This window comes from Sphingomonas daechungensis (assembly GCF_039543105.1).
Classification (GTDB): domain Bacteria; phylum Pseudomonadota; class Alphaproteobacteria; order Sphingomonadales; family Sphingomonadaceae; genus Sphingomicrobium; species Sphingomicrobium daechungense.
This window is the reverse complement of the sequence record NZ_BAABJC010000001.1, coordinates 1,174,648-1,190,429: the sequence shown is the minus strand read 5'-3', so window position 1 is coordinate 1,190,429 and position 15,782 is coordinate 1,174,648. Positions and strand designations below refer to the sequence as shown.

Annotated in this window: 18 protein-coding genes and 1 tRNA gene; 10 read left to right on the top strand and 9 right to left on the bottom strand. The window is 64.3% G+C overall.

All coding sequences use genetic code 11. The annotated features are described in order from the left end of the window. Positions 1-101: 101 nt before the first annotated feature. On the top strand, positions 102-548 hold the full coding sequence (locus tag ABD928_RS06220) for a hypothetical protein (RefSeq protein ID WP_187713780.1): 447 nt from the start codon (positions 102-104) through the stop codon (positions 546-548). Next, positions 541-747: a helix-turn-helix transcriptional regulator gene (locus ABD928_RS06215; RefSeq protein ID WP_187713781.1), complete on the top strand. Its 207-nt coding sequence runs from the start codon at positions 541-543 to the stop codon at positions 745-747. The genes ABD928_RS06220 and ABD928_RS06215 overlap by 8 nt, the downstream gene beginning before the upstream one ends. Here ABD928_RS06215 and ABD928_RS06210 read toward each other — a convergent pair. Then, positions 707-1,873 carry a DUF3089 domain-containing protein gene (locus tag ABD928_RS06210; RefSeq protein WP_345167139.1) on the bottom strand — a complete coding sequence of 389 codons (1,167 nt, stop codon included), beginning with the start codon at positions 1,871-1,873 and terminating at the stop codon, positions 707-709. The genes ABD928_RS06215 and ABD928_RS06210 overlap by 41 nt on opposite strands. After that, positions 1,870-2,913: a Holliday junction branch migration DNA helicase RuvB gene (gene ruvB / locus ABD928_RS06205; protein ID WP_345167136.1), complete on the bottom strand. Its 1,044-nt coding sequence runs from the start codon at positions 2,911-2,913 to the stop codon at positions 1,870-1,872. The genes ABD928_RS06210 and ruvB overlap by 4 nt, the downstream gene beginning before the upstream one ends. A gap of 80 nt (positions 2,914-2,993) precedes the next feature. Between ruvB and ABD928_RS06200 the strand changes: the two genes are divergently transcribed. Continuing rightward, entirely contained in the window at positions 2,994-4,115 is a 1,122-nt protein-coding gene (locus tag ABD928_RS06200) for a dipeptidase (protein ID WP_345167133.1), read from the top strand. Positions 4,116-4,179: 64 nt separating this feature from the next. Here the strand turns inward: ABD928_RS06200 and ABD928_RS06195 are convergent, their stop codons facing one another. Genes ABD928_RS06195 through ABD928_RS06175 form a run of 5 tightly spaced genes read right to left on the bottom strand, consistent with a single transcriptional unit; the run spans position 4,180 to position 6,878 of the window. Then, positions 4,180-4,755: a L,D-transpeptidase family protein gene (locus ABD928_RS06195; RefSeq protein WP_223276110.1), complete on the bottom strand. Its 576-nt coding sequence runs from the start codon at positions 4,753-4,755 to the stop codon at positions 4,180-4,182. Next, complete coding sequence (gene ruvA / locus ABD928_RS06190; protein ID WP_187713785.1) at positions 4,752-5,345, bottom strand: Holliday junction branch migration protein RuvA; 594 nt, start codon at positions 5,343-5,345, stop codon at positions 4,752-4,754. Before ruvA ends, ABD928_RS06195 begins: the two co-directional genes overlap by 4 nt. Positions 5,346-5,357: 12 nt before the next feature. Beyond that, a complete protein-coding gene (gene ruvC / locus ABD928_RS06185) occupies positions 5,358-5,846 on the bottom strand; it encodes a crossover junction endodeoxyribonuclease RuvC (protein ID WP_187713786.1) in 489 nt (162 codons plus the stop codon). Further along, complete coding sequence (locus ABD928_RS06180; RefSeq protein ID WP_345167127.1) at positions 5,839-6,582, bottom strand: YebC/PmpR family DNA-binding transcriptional regulator; 744 nt, start codon at positions 6,580-6,582, stop codon at positions 5,839-5,841. The genes ruvC and ABD928_RS06180 overlap by 8 nt, the downstream gene beginning before the upstream one ends. A gap of 53 nt (positions 6,583-6,635) precedes the next feature. Continuing rightward, positions 6,636-6,878, bottom strand: coding sequence for a DUF2312 domain-containing protein (locus tag ABD928_RS06175; RefSeq protein WP_187713787.1), 243 nt, complete (start codon positions 6,876-6,878; stop codon positions 6,636-6,638). Positions 6,879-6,990: 112 nt separating this feature from the next. On the opposite strand from ABD928_RS06175, the gene pyk reads away from it, so the two are divergent. After that, positions 6,991-8,460 carry a pyruvate kinase gene (pyk, locus tag ABD928_RS06170; RefSeq protein ID WP_425569684.1) on the top strand — a complete coding sequence of 490 codons (1,470 nt, stop codon included), beginning with the start codon at positions 6,991-6,993 and terminating at the stop codon, positions 8,458-8,460. Here pyk and ABD928_RS06165 read toward each other — a convergent pair whose 3' ends face one another. Both ABD928_RS06165 and ABD928_RS06160 read right to left on the bottom strand, forming a co-directional pair. Then, positions 8,461-9,330: an NAD(P)H-hydrate dehydratase gene (locus ABD928_RS06165; RefSeq protein ID WP_187713788.1), complete on the bottom strand. Its 870-nt coding sequence runs from the start codon at positions 9,328-9,330 to the stop codon at positions 8,461-8,463. Further along, positions 9,327-10,088 carry a histidine phosphatase family protein gene (locus ABD928_RS06160; RefSeq protein ID WP_345167119.1) on the bottom strand — a complete coding sequence of 254 codons (762 nt, stop codon included), beginning with the start codon at positions 10,086-10,088 and terminating at the stop codon, positions 9,327-9,329. The genes ABD928_RS06165 and ABD928_RS06160 overlap by 4 nt, the downstream gene beginning before the upstream one ends. Positions 10,089-10,187: 99 nt before the next feature. Between ABD928_RS06160 and ABD928_RS06155 the strand changes: the two genes are divergently transcribed. The 6 genes from ABD928_RS06155 to ABD928_RS06130 all read left to right on the top strand — a co-directional run bounded on the left by ABD928_RS06155 (position 10,188) and on the right by ABD928_RS06130 (position 15,774). Further along, complete coding sequence (locus ABD928_RS06155; RefSeq protein WP_345167116.1) at positions 10,188-10,682, top strand: PH domain-containing protein; 495 nt, start codon at positions 10,188-10,190, stop codon at positions 10,680-10,682. Further along, entirely contained in the window at positions 10,660-12,138 is a 1,479-nt protein-coding gene (locus tag ABD928_RS06150; RefSeq protein WP_187713790.1) for a PH domain-containing protein, read from the top strand. The genes ABD928_RS06155 and ABD928_RS06150 overlap by 23 nt, the downstream gene beginning before the upstream one ends. Next, positions 12,135-13,907, top strand: a complete 1,773-nt coding sequence (gene recJ, locus ABD928_RS06145) for a single-stranded-DNA-specific exonuclease RecJ (protein ID WP_345167112.1) — start codon at positions 12,135-12,137, stop codon at positions 13,905-13,907. The genes ABD928_RS06150 and recJ overlap by 4 nt, the downstream gene beginning before the upstream one ends. 22 nt (positions 13,908-13,929) lie before the next feature. After that, a tRNA-Glu gene (locus tag ABD928_RS06140) sits at positions 13,930-14,005 on the top strand. 179 nt (positions 14,006-14,184) lie between these two features. Continuing rightward, positions 14,185-14,784, top strand: coding sequence for a helix-turn-helix domain-containing protein (locus ABD928_RS06135; RefSeq protein ID WP_345167109.1), 600 nt, complete (start codon positions 14,185-14,187; stop codon positions 14,782-14,784). 42 nt (positions 14,785-14,826) lie between these two features. Next, positions 14,827-15,774, top strand: coding sequence for a hypothetical protein (locus tag ABD928_RS06130; RefSeq protein ID WP_345167106.1), 948 nt, complete (start codon positions 14,827-14,829; stop codon positions 15,772-15,774). Positions 15,775-15,782: the final 8 nt, after the last annotated feature.

Below are 15,782 nucleotides of genomic sequence, written 5' to 3'. Positions count from 1 at the left end.
CGCCTAACGGTGCAGGCCGCTCGGGGCAAATGCGGGGGTTGACGATCGTGTAACGCTAAGGTTACATGTAACTCATAGGTTACTTCAACAGGGGCAGTGCAGTGGCGGAGACCAGCAATCAGATCGCCGAGAGGCTTAGCGGAAAGCGGGCGCGAGTCCTTTTCGTGCTCACAATCGTCTTCCTCTCGCAGCAGGCGTCATACTTTTCGAGCCGTCACGACGCAGCCAGCGCCGTCGGTCATTTCAAGATCGCTGCATGGCTGGTGCTTTCCATCGTCCTTTTGGCGATGCTTGCCACGGGCGGCGCATGGTTGCGGTCGGCGGAAGTCCGTGCACTGCTGAATGACGAGACGACGCGCGAGCATCGGAAGACCGGCTTCGTCAACGGCTTTTGGGCGGCCTGCGTGACGGCGATCGTCATCTACGCGGTCGACCTCTTCGAGCCGGTGTCTGGCCGGGACACCGTGCACATCATTCTCACGATGGCTATCGCGGTTGCCATGCTCACGTTCGCCCGGCTGGAGCGGCACGCGCTTCGGGATGCCTGAACGGCTCGCCAACAGCCTTAAGGATCATCGCGGCCAACTCGGATTGACCCAGGCCGAGCTGGCGGAGCGCGTCGGCGTGACTCGCAAGACCATCAACACCGTCGAAAACGGCGTGTTCACGCCATCGGCGCTACTGGCGATCAAACTCGCCGAAGCGCTCAGCGTGCCTGTTGAGAAACTGTTCTGGATCGAGCGCTGAGGTCGCCGACAATACGGATCATGTCCCCTTGCGCCTCTGCGACGTCGGCGAGGTGCATGCCCCATCCGGGGATGAACATGCCCAGCACGCCCACCTCGCCGTAGACTCGATCGGTGCGCTTGCCGTTCGGCGTCGGATTGGTCCGGATCGAGAGGTAGCCGAGCTGGCCGTTATTGACGCAGCGCGCCGAGACCAGGCCGTCGGTGCGCACGAATTGCGTCGGCGGCGCTCCGTCGGACGACCAGCTGATGGGCCCGCCCGGGATCGGAAGTCCGAACCGGGTGTTCCAGTAACTGTCCAGGTTTTCCCAAGCCGTCGAGCCGGGCTTTGCGGGGTTGGTGCAGGCGACGGTCATGCCGGGAGCCGGAGCGAACCCGAAAATCGCGCCGGCGGGCGGTACGTTCTTCTCGCGGAAGCTGACCCAGCTGAGGGCACAGCCGGTTTCCGAAGGCGAGCTGCAGACGGGCGTCGACTTGAAGGTGCCGCCAACCCGCTTCCCCTGCGGAACGTAGAGATTGAAACCCGGAAGGATGGCAAGACGCATCTGACGCGTGATCGGCTTGCCCTCGATCTCGTGCTTGATCAGTTCCTGGAGCATCAGCGACCCCTGGCTGTGTCCGATCAGCACGAAGGGCCGGCCCTGGTTGTACTTGGCGAGATAGGTACGCCAGGCATTGGAGACGTCCGAATAGGCCAGCATGGCTGGCTTCGTGACATCCGCTCCGGCAGCGGCCGCGGCGACTGCCCCCAGAGTCATCTGGCGGTAGATGGGAGCAAAGGTGCGGCACACTCCGGCGAAGCGCGCGAATTGCACTTGCGCTGCGCTGCGCTCGCTATTGTCGACATTGAGGTCGCTGTTGAGACCACGGTCATTCGACACCGTGGGATAGACGTAGAAGCAGTCGAGCCGCGGGTCTTTGGCCACCTCGCTTTGGCCGACCGAGCCATAGCCGTTGGCGTTGAGGGCCGTGGTTGGCAGCGGCGTCGAGCAGGTGTCGGCTCGGCCAGGGAGGCAAAGCCAGTTCGTTCCGCTCGAATAGTCCACGGTTGCGGAAGGGGCGGTTTGCGCCGAAGCGGGGGTCGTCGCCACAAAGGCGGCGGCTGTCAGCAATGCGGTGCGGATCACTTGGGGGCAGCTCCCGGATCGAACAGGCCGGCTTGTGCGCCGGCGGGTGGGTTGAGGCCAAGGTGGGTGTAGCCGCGGCCATTCAAGCAGCGCCCCCGTGCCGTACGGGCGATGAGGCCAAGCTGAATGAGGTAGGGCTCGATCACATCCTCAATCGTGTCGCGCGGCTCGGAGAGGCCCGCCGCGAGCGTTTCCACGCCAACCGGCCCGCCGCCGTAGAGATCGGCGATCATCGTCAGGTAACGGCGATCCATCGCGTCGAGGCCGAGCGCATCGATCTCGAGCCGTGACAGAGCCTTGTCGGCAACGCCGGCATCGATCGAATCCGCACCCACGGCATGGGCAAAGTCCCGCACGCGGCGGAGCAAGCGGCCGGCGATGCGCGGAGTTCCCCGGGACCGGCGCGCGACCTCGCGGGCACCGTCGTCGGTGATGCCGACGATGAGCAGGCGCGCGGCGCGGCGGATGACGTGCTCCAATTCTTCGACGGTGTAGAAGTTGAGGCGGACGGGGATGCCGAAGCGATCACGAAGCGGCGTCGTCAGAAGGCCCTGTCGTGTCGTCGCTCCAACCAGCGTGAACCGCGGAAGGTCGATGCGCACCGATCGCGCCGAAGGCCCTTCGCCGATCATCAGGTCGAGAGCGCGGTCCTCCATCGCCGGATAGAGCACTTCCTCGACTGCCGGATTGAGCCGGTGGATTTCGTCGATGAACAGGACGTCGCCGTCCTCCAGGTTGGTCAGCAGTGCGGCGAGGTCTCCGGACTTCGCGATGACCGGCCCCGAGGTTGCCCGGAATCCGACGCCCATCTCCCGCGCCAGGATGCCGGCGAGGGTGGTTTTGCCCAGGCCCGGCGGCCCGTGGAACAGCACGTGATCAAGCGCCTCCCCCCGGCTCTTCGCGGCATTGACGAACACGCGCAGGTTTTCGCGGGCCGCCTGCTGCCCGATGAACTCGTCGAGGCTCTTCGGCCGAAGCGCTGCGTCCGCATCCTCGGTCGTGCGCTCAGGCGTCGTGATTCGGGCTGGATCGGTTGCCATCTCGGCAATTTGATTCGCAGATGGACGGGCTGCCGACAAGGCGCTTACTGTCGCTTCCGACACAAGCTTGCGGGGGGAATATGCAGGTCGATCGACGGACTTTGCTCGCGACGGGCGCAGCGGCATTGGTCGCGGGGCCAGCACTTGCGCAAAAGCGCTCGGCCAGCAGCTGGTACGACCGCGCGATCATCATCGACGGGCTGGGCGGAATTGGCGATCCCTATGGACCCGAAGAGCAGCTCCGCCTGACCGACCGCGCCTGGAAGGAAATGCTCGCAACCGGCGTGACCGTCGTCCGCGATACTGTGATGCCGGTCGGCAACGTCGCGGACCCGTGGTCCGACTATCAGAAGGACATTTCCACCAAGCAGGACATCGTCAACGCCAACCCCGATCGCCTGATCCTGATCCGCAGCGCCGCCGACATCCTGAAGGCCAAGCGCGAAGGCAAGTTTGGCATGCTCATCGGCACGCAGGACACCTCAATGGTCGGGCCGGAGCTGGATCGGCTGGCGCAGATGAAGAAGGACGGCGTGATGACCGTCCAGCTGACCTACAACAACCGCAACCTGTCCGGCGACGGCTCTCTCGAACCGGCCAATGCTGGCCTGTCGAAGCTCGGCAAGGCGACGATCGAGCGGATCGAGGCGGAGAAATTGCTGCTCGACCTCAGTCATGGAGGCGCGCGGACGATGGCGGAAGCGGCGGCGCTGGCGAAGCGGCCGCTGGTCATCAGCCACACTGCCTCACGCGCCCTGACCGACCACCCGCGCAATACGGCGGACGAGACGATCAAGGCGGTTGCCGACAAGGGCGGGGTTGTCGGCGTCTATTTCATGCCCTTCCTGACGCTCGACAGCCATCCGAAGGGCGACGACCTGCTCCGGCATATCGAGCATGTCGCAAACGTCGCCGGTGAGGATCACGTCGGCATCGGCACCGACAATGGTCCGCTGCCGCAAGTGATCGACGCGGAATCGACCAAGAAGCTGAACGAATGGGCGGCTGCGCGGATCAAGGCCGGCATCGCGGCCCCCGGTGAAGGGCTCAACGTCTGGCCGATGGTTGCCGACTACAACAGCATCGACCGATATCGCCGCGTCGCGATGGACCTGCAGAAGCGGGGGTGGAGCGAGACCCGGCTGGAGAAGCTGATGGGTGGCAATTTCCTGCGCGTTTATCGCGAGGCCTGGGGCGGCTGACCTTCACAGGATGCGATCGACGGCCTCGCAGGCTGTCCGCAGCGGCATGAGCCGGTTCTGCTCGTCATGCGCGAATCTCCACCGGCGTTCCATCCGCGACTGCTCCGTAGAGCCAGTCCATTTCGCGGTTGGTCACGGCAACACACCCGTCGGTCCAATCGACAGCCGCGTGGCGCGCGCCGATCCAGCCGCGATCGTTGGGAAGCCCGTGGATCATGATGTCGCCACCAGGATTGACACCCCGGCGCGCGGCAGCGGCGACTTGCTCGGGCGTCGGATATCCGATGCGCAGCGATAGGTGGTAGGCGCTGTTCGGGTTGTGCGCTGTAATCCGGTAGGCGCCCTCCGGGACGCGCCCATCGCCCTGCTGTTGCTTCGGCCCAGGATCGCCGCGACCAATTGCGACGCGGAATTCGCGGATTGCGTGACCGTCGCGATAGACGGTCATGAGATGCTCGGACTTGTCGACGCGGATGAGGTCGACGGGTCCATCCGCGGCCTGTTCGCAGCGTGCCGACCGGTAATTCCAGGCCTTGCCGCCATTGAGGCAGGTGTCGATCGCCGAATATTCGGTCGACGTCACCGCGCAGGAACCGAGGGGCAGCGCGAAAAGGATTGCGAGCGGCGCGGACCGCGTCACTTCGACGCTTTGCGAAGCGCAAGGCGCACCAAGGCGTCGAGGCTTGCATCTGGGCCGAGTTCGTCCTGCGCGGCGTTTACCGCCGAGCTTGCTTCCGCCGGCTTGAAACCGAGATTCGCGAGAGCGGACAAGGCGTCGGAGGCGGCGCCTGCCCTTGGGGTCGGCGCGAGCGAAGCGCCCAGACCGGCGACGCCCAGTTTGCCCTGCAGTTCGTTTGCAATGCGGGCGGCGAGTTTCGGACCGACGCCGTTGGCGCGGCCGATCATTGCCTTGTCGCGCTGGCTGACGGCGCGGGCCAGCTCATCCGGCGAGAGAACGGACAGGATCGCCAGTGCTAGCCGTCCGCCAACACCCTGAACCGAGGTGAGTGCGCGGAAGGAATCGCGTTCGACTGCGGAGCCGAAGCCGAACAGGGTCCAGGCGTCTTCGCGAACCTGAAGTTCAGTCAGGATCAGGATCTCTCCGCCGATCGGGCCGAGCGCATCGAGCGTCCTCGCGCTGACGTGAACCAGATATCCCACTCCGCCAACGTCGATGATCGCCGTGTCGGCACTGGTTTCAACGAGCTTTCCGGTGAGGCGGGCGATCATGTCCGCATAGGCTTAAGCGATACGGCGTGCGCTCGCCAAGTGATGGGCATGCGTGATTGCGACCGCGAGCGCGTCGGCGGCGTCCGGGCCGGCGATCTTTGCTCCCGGAAGCAGGCGCGAGACCATCGCGTGGACCTGAACTTTCTCGGCGTTGCCGTTGCCGACCACCGCCTTCTTCACCAGCCGAGCGGCATATTCGGCGACGGGGATACCGCCTCGGGCCGCGGTCATCAGGACGACGCCGCGTGCCTGGCCGAGCTTCAAAGTCGACTGCGGGTTCTTGTTGACGAAGACCTCCTCGACCGCGGCGCCGTCGGGACTGATTTCGGAAATCAGCGTATCCAGCTGGCGCGACAGATCGGCAAGCCGGTCCGGCAGCGGCGCCGTGGAGTCGGTCTTCAACTGCCCGTTGGCGATGTGGGAAAGGCGGTTGCCTTCAGCCTGAATCAGGCCCCAGCCCGTCGTTCCGAGGCCGGGGTCGAGTCCGAGGAGCTTAGGCAAGCTTCTCCAACTCCTCGTCGGGAACGTCGTAATTGCCCCAGACGGTCTGGACGTCGTCGTCCTCTTCGAGCGTATCGATCAGCTTCATGAGGTTGGCGGCGTCGTCGCCGCGAACCTCGACTTCGGTGCCGGGCTTCCAGCCGAGCTTGACCGCTTCCGCTTCACCAAGCGCGCTTTCGAGTGACTTGGCGACTTCGTGAAGCGTATCGACCGATGTCCAGATCTCGTGGCCGTCTTCGTCCGAGCGGACGTCTTCGGCGCCGGCCTCGATCGCCGCTTCAAGCACCTTGTCGGCGTCGCCGGCACCCGCGCCATATTCGATCAGGCCGAGCCGCTCGAACCCATGGCTCACGGAGCCCGAAGCCCCAAGATTGCCGCCGTTCTTCGAAAATGCAGTCCGAACGTTGGTCGCGGTGCGATTGCGATTGTCGCTGAGAGCTTCGACGATGATCGCGACGCCCCCGGGGCCGAAGCCCTCGTAGCGGATCTCCTCGTAATTCTCGGCATCTGAGCCTGACGCCTTGTCGATGGAGCGCTGAATATTGTCCTTCGGCATCGACTGCGCCTTGGCCGCAAGGACGGCCGCGCGAAGCCGGGCGTTCATTTCCGGGTCGGGCAGGCCCATCTTGGCCGCGACAGTGATTTCGCGGCTGAGCTTCGAGAACATCGCCGAGCGCTTTTTGTCCTGCGCGCCCTTGCGATGCATGATGTTCTTGAACTTGGAATGTCCTGCCATTTTTACCCCAAGAGTGGTACTTTTCGGGGACCCCGAAAGGTCCCGCCTGTTCCTTACGCGAGACCGAGGGCGGCGCGATAGGTTTCGAGTACCGCGTCCTGTTCTTGCCGCGTGTGCGTTTCCATTCTTCGGAGACGAACGATCATCCGCATGATCTTGGGGTCGTATCCGTTGGACTTGGCTTCGGCGTAGACGTCCTTCACGTCGTCCGCGATGCCCTTCTTTTCTTCCTCAAGCCGTTCAATTCGCTCGATGAATAGCCGCAGCTGATCGGCCGCGACGGTACCTTCCGCCATCTGTCACTTGCCTCCGTTCAGGGATTCGCAGTGGCTGTAAGCGAGCCAAAGCAGTCGCTCAAGCCGGTTGAACGTCGGGCGCGAGGCGTTATTGCCCTCGCCATATGAGAGGATGCCAGTGACCGACCAGCTTCGACCGCGCGCCCGAAAGGTGAAGATCCTTGCGACGCTGGGACCCGCGTCCAGCAAGCCGGAAATGATCAAGAAGCTGATGATCGCCGGGGCCGACGCTTTCCGGATCAATATGAGCCACGGCGACCAGAAGTCGAAGGCCAAGCTGGTGGACGCCATCCGCGACCTGGAGAAGGAGCTGAAGCGCCCAACGACGATCGTATTCGATCTTCAGGGGCCAAAGCTTCGCGTCGGCAGCTTCGAGGGCGGCTCCGCTGTTCTCGAGAAGGGGGCAGAGATCGTCCTCGACCAGGAGAATAAGCCTGGCAACGCCAAGCGGATGGAGCTCCCGCATCCCGAGCTGTTCGCGGCGATCGGTCCCGGCGACCGCTTGTTGATCGACGACGGCAAGGTGCGGCTGAAGGTGGTCAAATGCGGCGAGACCAGCATCACCGCCGAGGTCGTTGTCGGCGGGACCGTCTCCAACAACAAGGGCGTCAACGTCCCCGACGTCGTCGTCCCGATCCCGGCACTGACGGAGAAGGACAAGTCGGATCTCGAATTCGCGCTGGAGCAGGGCGCCGACTGGATTGCGCTTTCTTTCGTGCAGCGCCCCGAAGACGTCGCCGAGGCGCGCTCGCTGATCGGCGAGAAGGCCAATTTGATGGCCAAGATCGAGAAGCCGGCCGCGATCGACCGTCTGACGGACATCATCGCACTGGCCGACGGCGTCATGGTCGCCCGGGGCGATCTGGGCGTCGAGCTTCCTCCCGAGGACGTTCCGCCGCTGCAGAACCGCATCGTCGCGACGGCTCGTCAGTTCGGTAAGCCCGTCGTCGTCGCGACGCAGATGCTGGAATCGATGATCACTTCGCCGACGCCGACGCGGGCAGAGGTCAGCGACGTTGCAACGGCAATCTATGACGGCACCGACGCGGTGATGCTTTCGGCGGAAAGCGCCGCCGGCAAGTATCCGATCGAGGCGGTGTCGATGATGGATCGCATCGCAACGAGCGTCGAGTCCGACCCGGTTTACTCGTCGCGCATCCACTTTACCGAGACGCGGCTCGAACCGACGATCGCGGACGCCTTGTCCGGTTCGGCGCGCCAGATCGCGGGGACGGTCAACGCCAAGGCAATGGTCGTCTTCAGCAAGTCGGGGTCGACGGCCCGCCGCATTGCTCGCGAACGGCCTCCGGTCCCGATCCTGGCGATGAGTCCGTCGCAAACGACCTCCCGCCGCATGGGCTTGATGTGGGGTGTCCACTCCGTCCACTCACGCGATGTGTCGGCGTTCGAGGAAATGGTCGGCAAGGCCAAGCGCATGGCCTTGCGCCATCATCTGGCGACCGGAGGCGATCGCATCGTGATTATGGCCGGCATTCCGTTCGGCACAGCTGGGTCGACCAACGTGTTGCACGTCGTTCGCCTGATCGGTGACGAGTTGGAGCGCCACTCGACGCCGGAATAATCAGCGGGCGAGCAACTCCGGGATTTCGTCCGGGATTTCGCGGGCGAGAAAGCCAATCGGTCCGACCTTTCGCGACAGTACTTCGCCCGCCTCTCCGTGCAGGAGGACGCTCCAAAGCAGAGCGGTGAGGGGATCCGCTCCGCGCGCGAGCAAGCCGCCAACAATGCCCGCCAGCGTGTCGCCACTTCCGGAAACACCGAGTCCCGGCGCGCCGCCTTCGTAGGTCCAGGCCTTGCCGTCCGGGGTGACGACATGGCTGGTCACACCCTTGACGAGAACGATGGCCGCATGGCGTTGGGCTGCCCGAACGCCGCAACCGATGGGGTCGGCTTCGATTTCCTCTTCCTCACATTCGAGAAGGGACGCCAGCTCTCCTGAATGAGGAAGCAGGATGGGTGGCAGGCGGCGCCGGTCCGACTCCACGGCCTTGAGGCTATGCAAAAGCGCAGCGTCCAGAACGACCGCCGCCGAGCTCTCGATCAACGCTTCGGCAAGCGCGGCGCATGTCTGGGCGACTGCCATGCCTGGCCCAGCGACGACGACGTCGACACTGTCGGCTTGCTCGCGAAGCTGGCGCACCGCCCTCCGGGTGAAGCCGCCGTCGCGCGCTTCCGCCAGTCCGACGACCATCGCTTCGGGCATTGCCAGTGAAGTCGGCACTGCAACGCTATCGACTGTGGCCATGCGAAGCTTGCCGGCGCCTGCGCGCATCGCCGCGGTCGCTGTCAGTAGCGCCGCTCCCGCGACCTCGCGGCTGCCGGCCACGACGAGGATGCGACCCTTCGTCTCCTTGTCGCCGTCGACGACGGGAGGCAGCGCAAAGCCCTTGAGGGTCGATCGATTGAGCGGCTTCCCGCGAGCTTGCCTCATCGAGTTCCCGTCATCGCATCCGGCTCGGCGGTTTTGGCGGCGCCTTCCGCTTCGAGCGGAGCGCCGTGATTCCAGACCTCCAATTTCGGAACGCAGACGCCGGTGGCATCCGGCTCGAAGTCGTAGCGGACAATGCCGCAGTTCAGGATTTCAGCCTTCTTGTCGATCGCTAGAATCTCCGGCTCGGTCAGCTCCTCCAGGATGTAGCGCATGCACAGCACGACGACCTGGTGGCAGACGATCAGCACGCGCCGGTCGCAATAGTGCAGGTTGATCGTGTTCATCGCCGAGCGGAGCCGAAGGATGACGTCGGCCCAGCTCTCGCCGCCCGGGGGCCGATGGTAGAATTTTCCAAGCTTCGATCGGTGCGCCGCTTCCTCCGGAAATTTGTCGCGAATCCCGAGGCTCGTCAGGCGATCGAAAATCCCGAACTCGCGCTCGCGCAGCCGCTCGTCGATGACAAGCTTCACCGGCCCGCTCATGCCGCCCGCCTTGCAGATTGCTTCGGCGGTCTGCCGCGCTCTCAAATAGGGCGACGTCAGGATGACTTCCGGCCGCTCCGCCGCAGGCAAAGCGGCGAACCAGCGGCCGGTCGCCTCCGCCTGGCTGTGGCCGAGGTTCGATAGTGGAACGTCGACATCCCGCACGTCGATATCGATCTCGTGAAGTCCAGCCTCGTCGGCCGCATCACGAGCAACGTTCCCTTGGCTCTGCCCGTGACGTACCAGCCAAAGCGCTTCGGGCCAATTCTGACGCATCCGCATCTCCTGACGGCATTAAGCACGAAGCGCTGCTAGGTTCCTGCGAGCCATTGCGGCAAGCGCCAGGTTCGTGAACAAGACACGGACGGAGGGGGCATGCAATCGGACCTGACGACTGCTGACGAAATAGGGCTTGAGCCGGTTGAGCCTGGCTACAAGAACGTGCTGCGAGTTCGGATGTCCGTCTTCTGGCTGATCCTCTGGGTTATCGGCGGGATACTGGATCGGGCCTTTCTGGAGCTTACGCCGGTAGCGAATCTCCCGACCTTCGGAGTCCCGATCATCGCTCTGGCCTTCCTCTCGACCGCTCCGCAGCGGATCTACCGGCGCCTGCATTACCGGCTAACCGAGCGACTTCTTCAAGTAGTGCGCGGGTGGCTCTTCCACGTGGACACCGTCGTCCCGCTGGTGCGGGTGCAGCATATCGATGTCACCCGCGGACCCCTCGAAAAGATGTTCGGAGTTGCGACCCTCGTCGTGCACACCGCCGGCACTCACAACAGCATTGTCACCCTACCAGGCCTCAAACCCGAGCGCGCGGCCGAGATCCGCGACATCATCCGCGAACATGTCCGAACCGACTTCGCGTGACGATGCGGCGGTCGGCCCGCCGGAGCATCTCCATCCGCTTTTCCTGCTGACCGGCCTCGGCAAGTCGCTCCGCGGGATGGCCGGCGGCTATGCGGCTATTGGTTATCTGGCGGTGTCCGGCAGGTTGGGATCGGCTCTCGTCACCATTGCCATCCTGCTCGCTTTCATGGCGATCAGCGTCTTCGTCTATTGGCAGCGATTCCAGTTCCGCGTCGGCGAGAATGAGATCCGCATCGACAGCGGGATATTGAGCCGGACGCACCGGTCGATCCCGTTCGATCGCATCCAGGATGTCGACATCACCCAAGGTCCGCTCGCCCGTGTGCTGGGACTCGCGCGCGTCCAGTTCGAAACCGGCGGGTCTGGCGGAAAAGAAGAGGGCGTTCTGCATTCCATCAGTCTCGAACGGGCGGAGGAGCTACGCGCGCTCGTCCGGTCGCGGAGAGGTCAGGCATCGACCGTTCGAGACGTGCCTGAAGCAAGCGCGGAGCCAGTCTATTCGATGGGGTTCGGACGCCTACTTCTTGCCGGGGCGTTCAACTTCTCTCTCGCGATCTTCGCCGGCCTGTTCGGCCTGACGCAGACGTTCGGAGACGTTCTCGGCTTCAACCCGTTCGATCCGGATTTTTGGATGGGCTTGCTCAGCGCCAGCGACCCTCTTCGTGATTTTATTTTCGCCCACCGGGTGGCTGCTGCCATCGCCGGCGCCGCCGTTCTGGTTTTGGTCGGCGCGGCGACAGGCATCGTCCGGACCGTGCTGACCGATTTCGGCTTTCGGCTCGACAAGACCGGAGTCGGATTGCGCCGGCGGCGAGGCCTGCTGACCCGCACCGACGTGACTTTACCGATTAGCCGCGCTCAGGCTGCCGTGATCGCGAGCGGTCCGGTGAAGGATTGGCTGCGCTGGCGGGAGCTTCGCGTTCAGAGCCTCGCCAAAGACGAGAGCAGCCGCGGCTCGCACGTACTCGCTCCGTTGGCGCGTGACGGGGAAGTGAGCCTGATCCTAGGCGAAATGGCATGGGCGCCGGTTCCTCGACGACCTGGCTGGATCAGGGTTTCGAGCGCATTCGTCGTCGCTTTCGCGATCGCTCTTTCGCCGCTTCTGCTGGTTGCCCTCGTCAACTTCATCTTCCAACCGTTGGTCGGAGTGGCAATCCTGGCGGGTCTGGGAGGCTTTCTCGCCATGCGCTGGCTAGCGTGGTCTCGAACGGCCTATGCCCTGGATGGCGACCGGATCCTGGTGCGCACCGGATGGTGGAACCGGCGGACGACCGTGTTGCCGGCACGCAGGATCCAGAGCGTCGACCTGCGCGAGAATTTCATCACCCGCGCTTTCGGCATCGCCTGGCTCCAGTTCGGCGTCGCGGGTGGAGGCATGACAGGCCATTCCATCCCCGCAATCCCCAGGGGTGAGGCGCGCAAGTTGCGCGATCTGCTGCTAGATATGGGCTCATGATGTTCGCGCTTGGGGTGGAGCGCTCGGCCGCAGGGCAGCCATGGAAGTGGCGCCGCTCGGGCGAGCCTGGTTTGACGATGGATGCGCTGGTGGACGAGCTTCTGCTCGCACGCGGCGTTCCGCGCGACGACCTCGAGCGCCACCGCAAGCCGACCATCCGCGACTTCTTGCCCGATCCCTCGGCGTTTCAGGACATGGACAAGGGCGCCGCGAGGCTCGCCGACGCCGTCCAGTCAGGCGAGACGATCGCAATCTTCGGCGATTACGATGTCGATGGCGCGACTAGCTCGGCGCTCCTGGTCCTGCTTCTACGCCAGCTCGGTGTCGAGCCAATGGTCTACATTCCGGACCGGCTGATGGAGGGATACGGCCCGTCGGGCAGGGCGCTAGTCGAACTGAAGCAGCGCGGCGCAAGTCTCGCCGTCACCGTGGATTGCGGCGCTCAGGCCTTCGAGGCCCTGCAGCAGGCGAAAGACGTTAATCTCGACGTGGTCGTGGTCGATCACCACCAGTGCGCAACCCTGCTTCCGGTCGCACATGCCATGATCAATCCGAACCGGCTGGACGAGGGTGACGTTGGAGCGGCCCATGGCCACGTCGCTGCGGTCGGAATGGCGTTCCTCCTGGCTGTATCGCTCGTTCGCGAGCTGCGCGGGCGCGGCTTTTTTGCTGACCGCGAAGAGCCCAGGCTGATCGACCTCCTCGATCTCGTCGCGCTTGGAACGGTCGCGGACGTGGCGCGCCTCCACACGCTCAATCGGGCCTTCGTCACGCAGGGCCTTAGGGTCATGGCCGCTCGCCAGAACATCGGCATGACCGCCCTCGCCGAGGCGGCGCGGCTGGTGAAGCCGCCGAGCTGCCGCGATCTCGGATTCGCGTTAGGACCGCGAATCAATGCCGGCGGGCGCGTCGGCAAGTCTGACCTCGGCGTTCGATTGCTCACCTCCACGGATCCGGAAGAGGCGCGGACCATCGCTGCAGAGCTGGACCGCCTTAACGAGGAACGCCGAGCCATCGAGATGCAGGTTTGCGAGCAGGCGCTCGAGCAGGCCGACAAGTTGAACGGCGCCCCCGTACTGACCGTCATGGCGCCAGGTTGGCACCCGGGCGTGATCGGCATCGTGGCCGGACGCGTGAAGGAGCGTTTCGGCCGCCCCGCGATCGTCATTGCCGAGACCGAGGACGGCACTGGAAAGGGCTCCGGCCGGTCCATTGGTGGAGTCGATCTCGGTGCGGCGGTACTTGCGGCGAAGGACAGCGGCCTGCTGGTCGCGGGCGGCGGTCACGCGATGGCAGCAGGATTGACGCTTGCGCCCGGGGGCCTTGAAGCCTTTCGCGACTTCATCAGCGAACGCCTGGCGTCAGATGTGGAGCGTGCTCTCGATGGGCGGGCACTCCTGCTGGATGCGATCCTGGCGCCCGGCGGCGTCGTTGCGAATCTCTGCGATGCCCTGGACGCGGCGGGTCCCTATGGTGCCGGATGGCCCGCTCCCCGCGTTGCGGCCGGCCCTGCGCGGCTGTTGAAGACGGGCGTCGTCGGCGACGGCCACGTGCGTGGATTCGCCTGCGGCGACGATGGGAAGAGCTTCAAGTGGATCGCTTTCCGGATCGCGGAAACCGAGCTCGGGCAGGCGTTGCTGTCGTCGTCGGGCGACCGGCGCTGGTGGCTCGCGGGAACCATCAAGCGCGACGAGTGGAACGGGGGCAATTATGCCGAGATGCACCTTGAGGATGCAGCCGTGCTTGACCCCAGCGGACGGCTCCCTTAACGCGCACTCCGCTTCTTGGAGCGGCCCCATCGTCTAGCGGTCTAGGACGTCGCCCTTTCACGGCGAAAACACGGGTTCGAGTCCCGTTGGGGTCACCAACCATTTCAATGCGCTGGTAGCGCTGGGTCAGTGGCCCTATAAAACTTACTGCAATTTCACTGCAAAACTGGGTGCGAACAAACGCGAACATATGCGGACAATTCCGCGACAAGGCCCCCGCCGTTGCTTTTACGAATCCAGCTCCGGATATCCGATCGACGCGCGTCTATCCCAATGAATGGATAGTTTAGAGCAGACTGATTGGATCAGCGCAGGCGTCGCGCTTGACCGGGTGGCGACCGCGATTCGTAGCCCCGCCCAAGCCAAGTTCGAGCTCCTCGACTGGCTTGTGGATGGAAGGGTGACCGCCATGTTCGACACGAGCTGGCTCGTCATTGGTCGCGTCAATTTTCAACTGCCGGCAAAGCCCAGGGGTCTCCGATCGTCCTGCAATGTCCCGCGCAGCGAATGGCGCAGCCGGGACCCTGCCACCGATCTCCAGTTCTGGGATTGGGGACAGGGGCGCGCAGTCATTACCCGGTCAGGCGGGGGTCCGACGAAGCGGCGGCTTTTTGACGGCCTTAAATTCTCAGCGGCGGATCTCGATCGGGAGCTTGCTAAGCTGGGCGCCGGCTCCGCCGAGCTGTTTCCCGACGACTCTTTCGTCTCCGTCAACGACGCCATGGCGCAGCTGGGGATCGGCCGGACGAAATTGTATGAGCTGATCGGCGCTGAGCAACTGGCGACCATGTCGATCGGCTCGCGAAGGATGATCAGCCGGAACAGCATCAACGCGTTCATCGCCGGCCGCCCCGGTTCGCCGCCATTGTCCAACTGATACGGCGCATTGACCCGCCGCACCTTTCCGCGCGGAATAACCATGGCCGAGGCCGCGAGGGGAATCGCCCAGTCCCGCTTCCTCTTTCGCCAGGCCGACTTTCTCGGCGCATTCAGCCGCGACACCATCCGTTGGAAGCTTGCTGACTCCAGTCAGGTCAGATTCCTCCGGACCATCGTTCATGACCGGCCCGAGGGGCGAAAGCTCTGGAGCAACAAGCACGTCCGGGCTGCGGCATTCGACGGTTTCGTCGAAGCATTCCTCCGAGACTTCGCGGCGGACGAGGAGCGCAAGCGGTACTTCCTCACCTTTGCATGGGATGCGGGCTTCACGTGGGAACGGGAGCCAGTGCTCGACCTGGTTTCGTTGAAAAACGCCGTCCGTCTCTGCATCGGGCGGCTTGGCCTCCACGGCATCGGGATCGTTGAAGTGGATCTCCTGAGGAACCTCACCGGTGAACCTGGGCGGCGGCTGGCAGGGCACGTTCACGTCTACGCCTGGGCGCAACCAGGGACAAAGTTTCGGTCAAAGACAGTGCAGGACAAGCTTTGCGAGTCCCGGGCCTTCCCGAACTTCCTCAATGCCCGCAGCGTGGTCATCAAGCCCATCCGCCGGACCGAAGTCTCCGTCGCGAGGGTGGCCGGGTACCTCGTAAAATATCCCTCCCGCGCCAAGCGCGTCCTGCCCGATCCGAAAGGGATCAGCGAGCGCGTTTTCCGGGACTCAAAACTGCCGCGAGGGTCGGCGTCCCGGTTGGCCGAGCTTTTGTCGCATGTCGAATTCGGGGACGTGCTGTTCACCGTCGGGCCGCCGGGGCGGCACCTCAAAAACCAGATCCTGGCCCGGATGAAGCGCCAGTTTGCGTCGTGGGCGCGGACAGAGACGGCACCGTCGTCCGCGGATGTCCGGATGACCTGGCGGCTGCTCAGGATGATGAACGGCAGCAGGCATTTTCGACCCTGCAAGGTCGTGGTGAAGCAAAAGCGCTGACAATGTGC

Excerpts from the sequence above, each read along its gene's own strand:
- ABD928_RS06215 (WP_187713781.1), top strand. The coding sequence starts at position 541 with ATGCCTGAACGGCTCGCCAACAGCCTTAAGGATCATCGCGGCCAACTC.
- ruvB (WP_345167136.1), bottom strand. The coding sequence starts at position 2,913 with ATGGCAACCGATCCAGCCCGAATCACGACGCCTGAGCGCACGACCGAG.
- ABD928_RS06200 (WP_345167133.1), top strand. The coding sequence starts at position 2,994 with ATGCAGGTCGATCGACGGACTTTGCTCGCGACGGGCGCAGCGGCATTG.
- ruvA (WP_187713785.1), bottom strand. The coding sequence starts at position 5,345 with ATGATCGCCCGCCTCACCGGAAAGCTCGTTGAAACCAGTGCCGACACG.
- ABD928_RS06180 (WP_345167127.1), bottom strand. The coding sequence starts at position 6,582 with ATGGCAGGACATTCCAAGTTCAAGAACATCATGCATCGCAAGGGCGCG.
- ABD928_RS06175 (WP_187713787.1), bottom strand. The coding sequence starts at position 6,878 with ATGGCGGAAGGTACCGTCGCGGCCGATCAGCTGCGGCTATTCATCGAG.
- pyk (WP_425569684.1), top strand. The coding sequence starts at position 6,991 with ATGCCAGTGACCGACCAGCTTCGACCGCGCGCCCGAAAGGTGAAGATC.
- ABD928_RS06165 (WP_187713788.1), bottom strand. The coding sequence starts at position 9,330 with ATGAGGCAAGCTCGCGGGAAGCCGCTCAATCGATCGACCCTCAAGGGC.
- ABD928_RS06160 (WP_345167119.1), bottom strand. The coding sequence starts at position 10,088 with ATGCGTCAGAATTGGCCCGAAGCGCTTTGGCTGGTACGTCACGGGCAG.
- ABD928_RS06155 (WP_345167116.1), top strand. The coding sequence starts at position 10,188 with ATGCAATCGGACCTGACGACTGCTGACGAAATAGGGCTTGAGCCGGTT.
- ABD928_RS06150 (WP_187713790.1), top strand. The coding sequence starts at position 10,660 with ATGTCCGAACCGACTTCGCGTGACGATGCGGCGGTCGGCCCGCCGGAG.
- recJ (WP_345167112.1), top strand. The coding sequence starts at position 12,135 with ATGATGTTCGCGCTTGGGGTGGAGCGCTCGGCCGCAGGGCAGCCATGG.
- ABD928_RS06135 (WP_345167109.1), top strand. The coding sequence starts at position 14,185 with ATGGATAGTTTAGAGCAGACTGATTGGATCAGCGCAGGCGTCGCGCTT.
- ABD928_RS06130 (WP_345167106.1), top strand. The coding sequence starts at position 14,827 with ATGGCCGAGGCCGCGAGGGGAATCGCCCAGTCCCGCTTCCTCTTTCGC.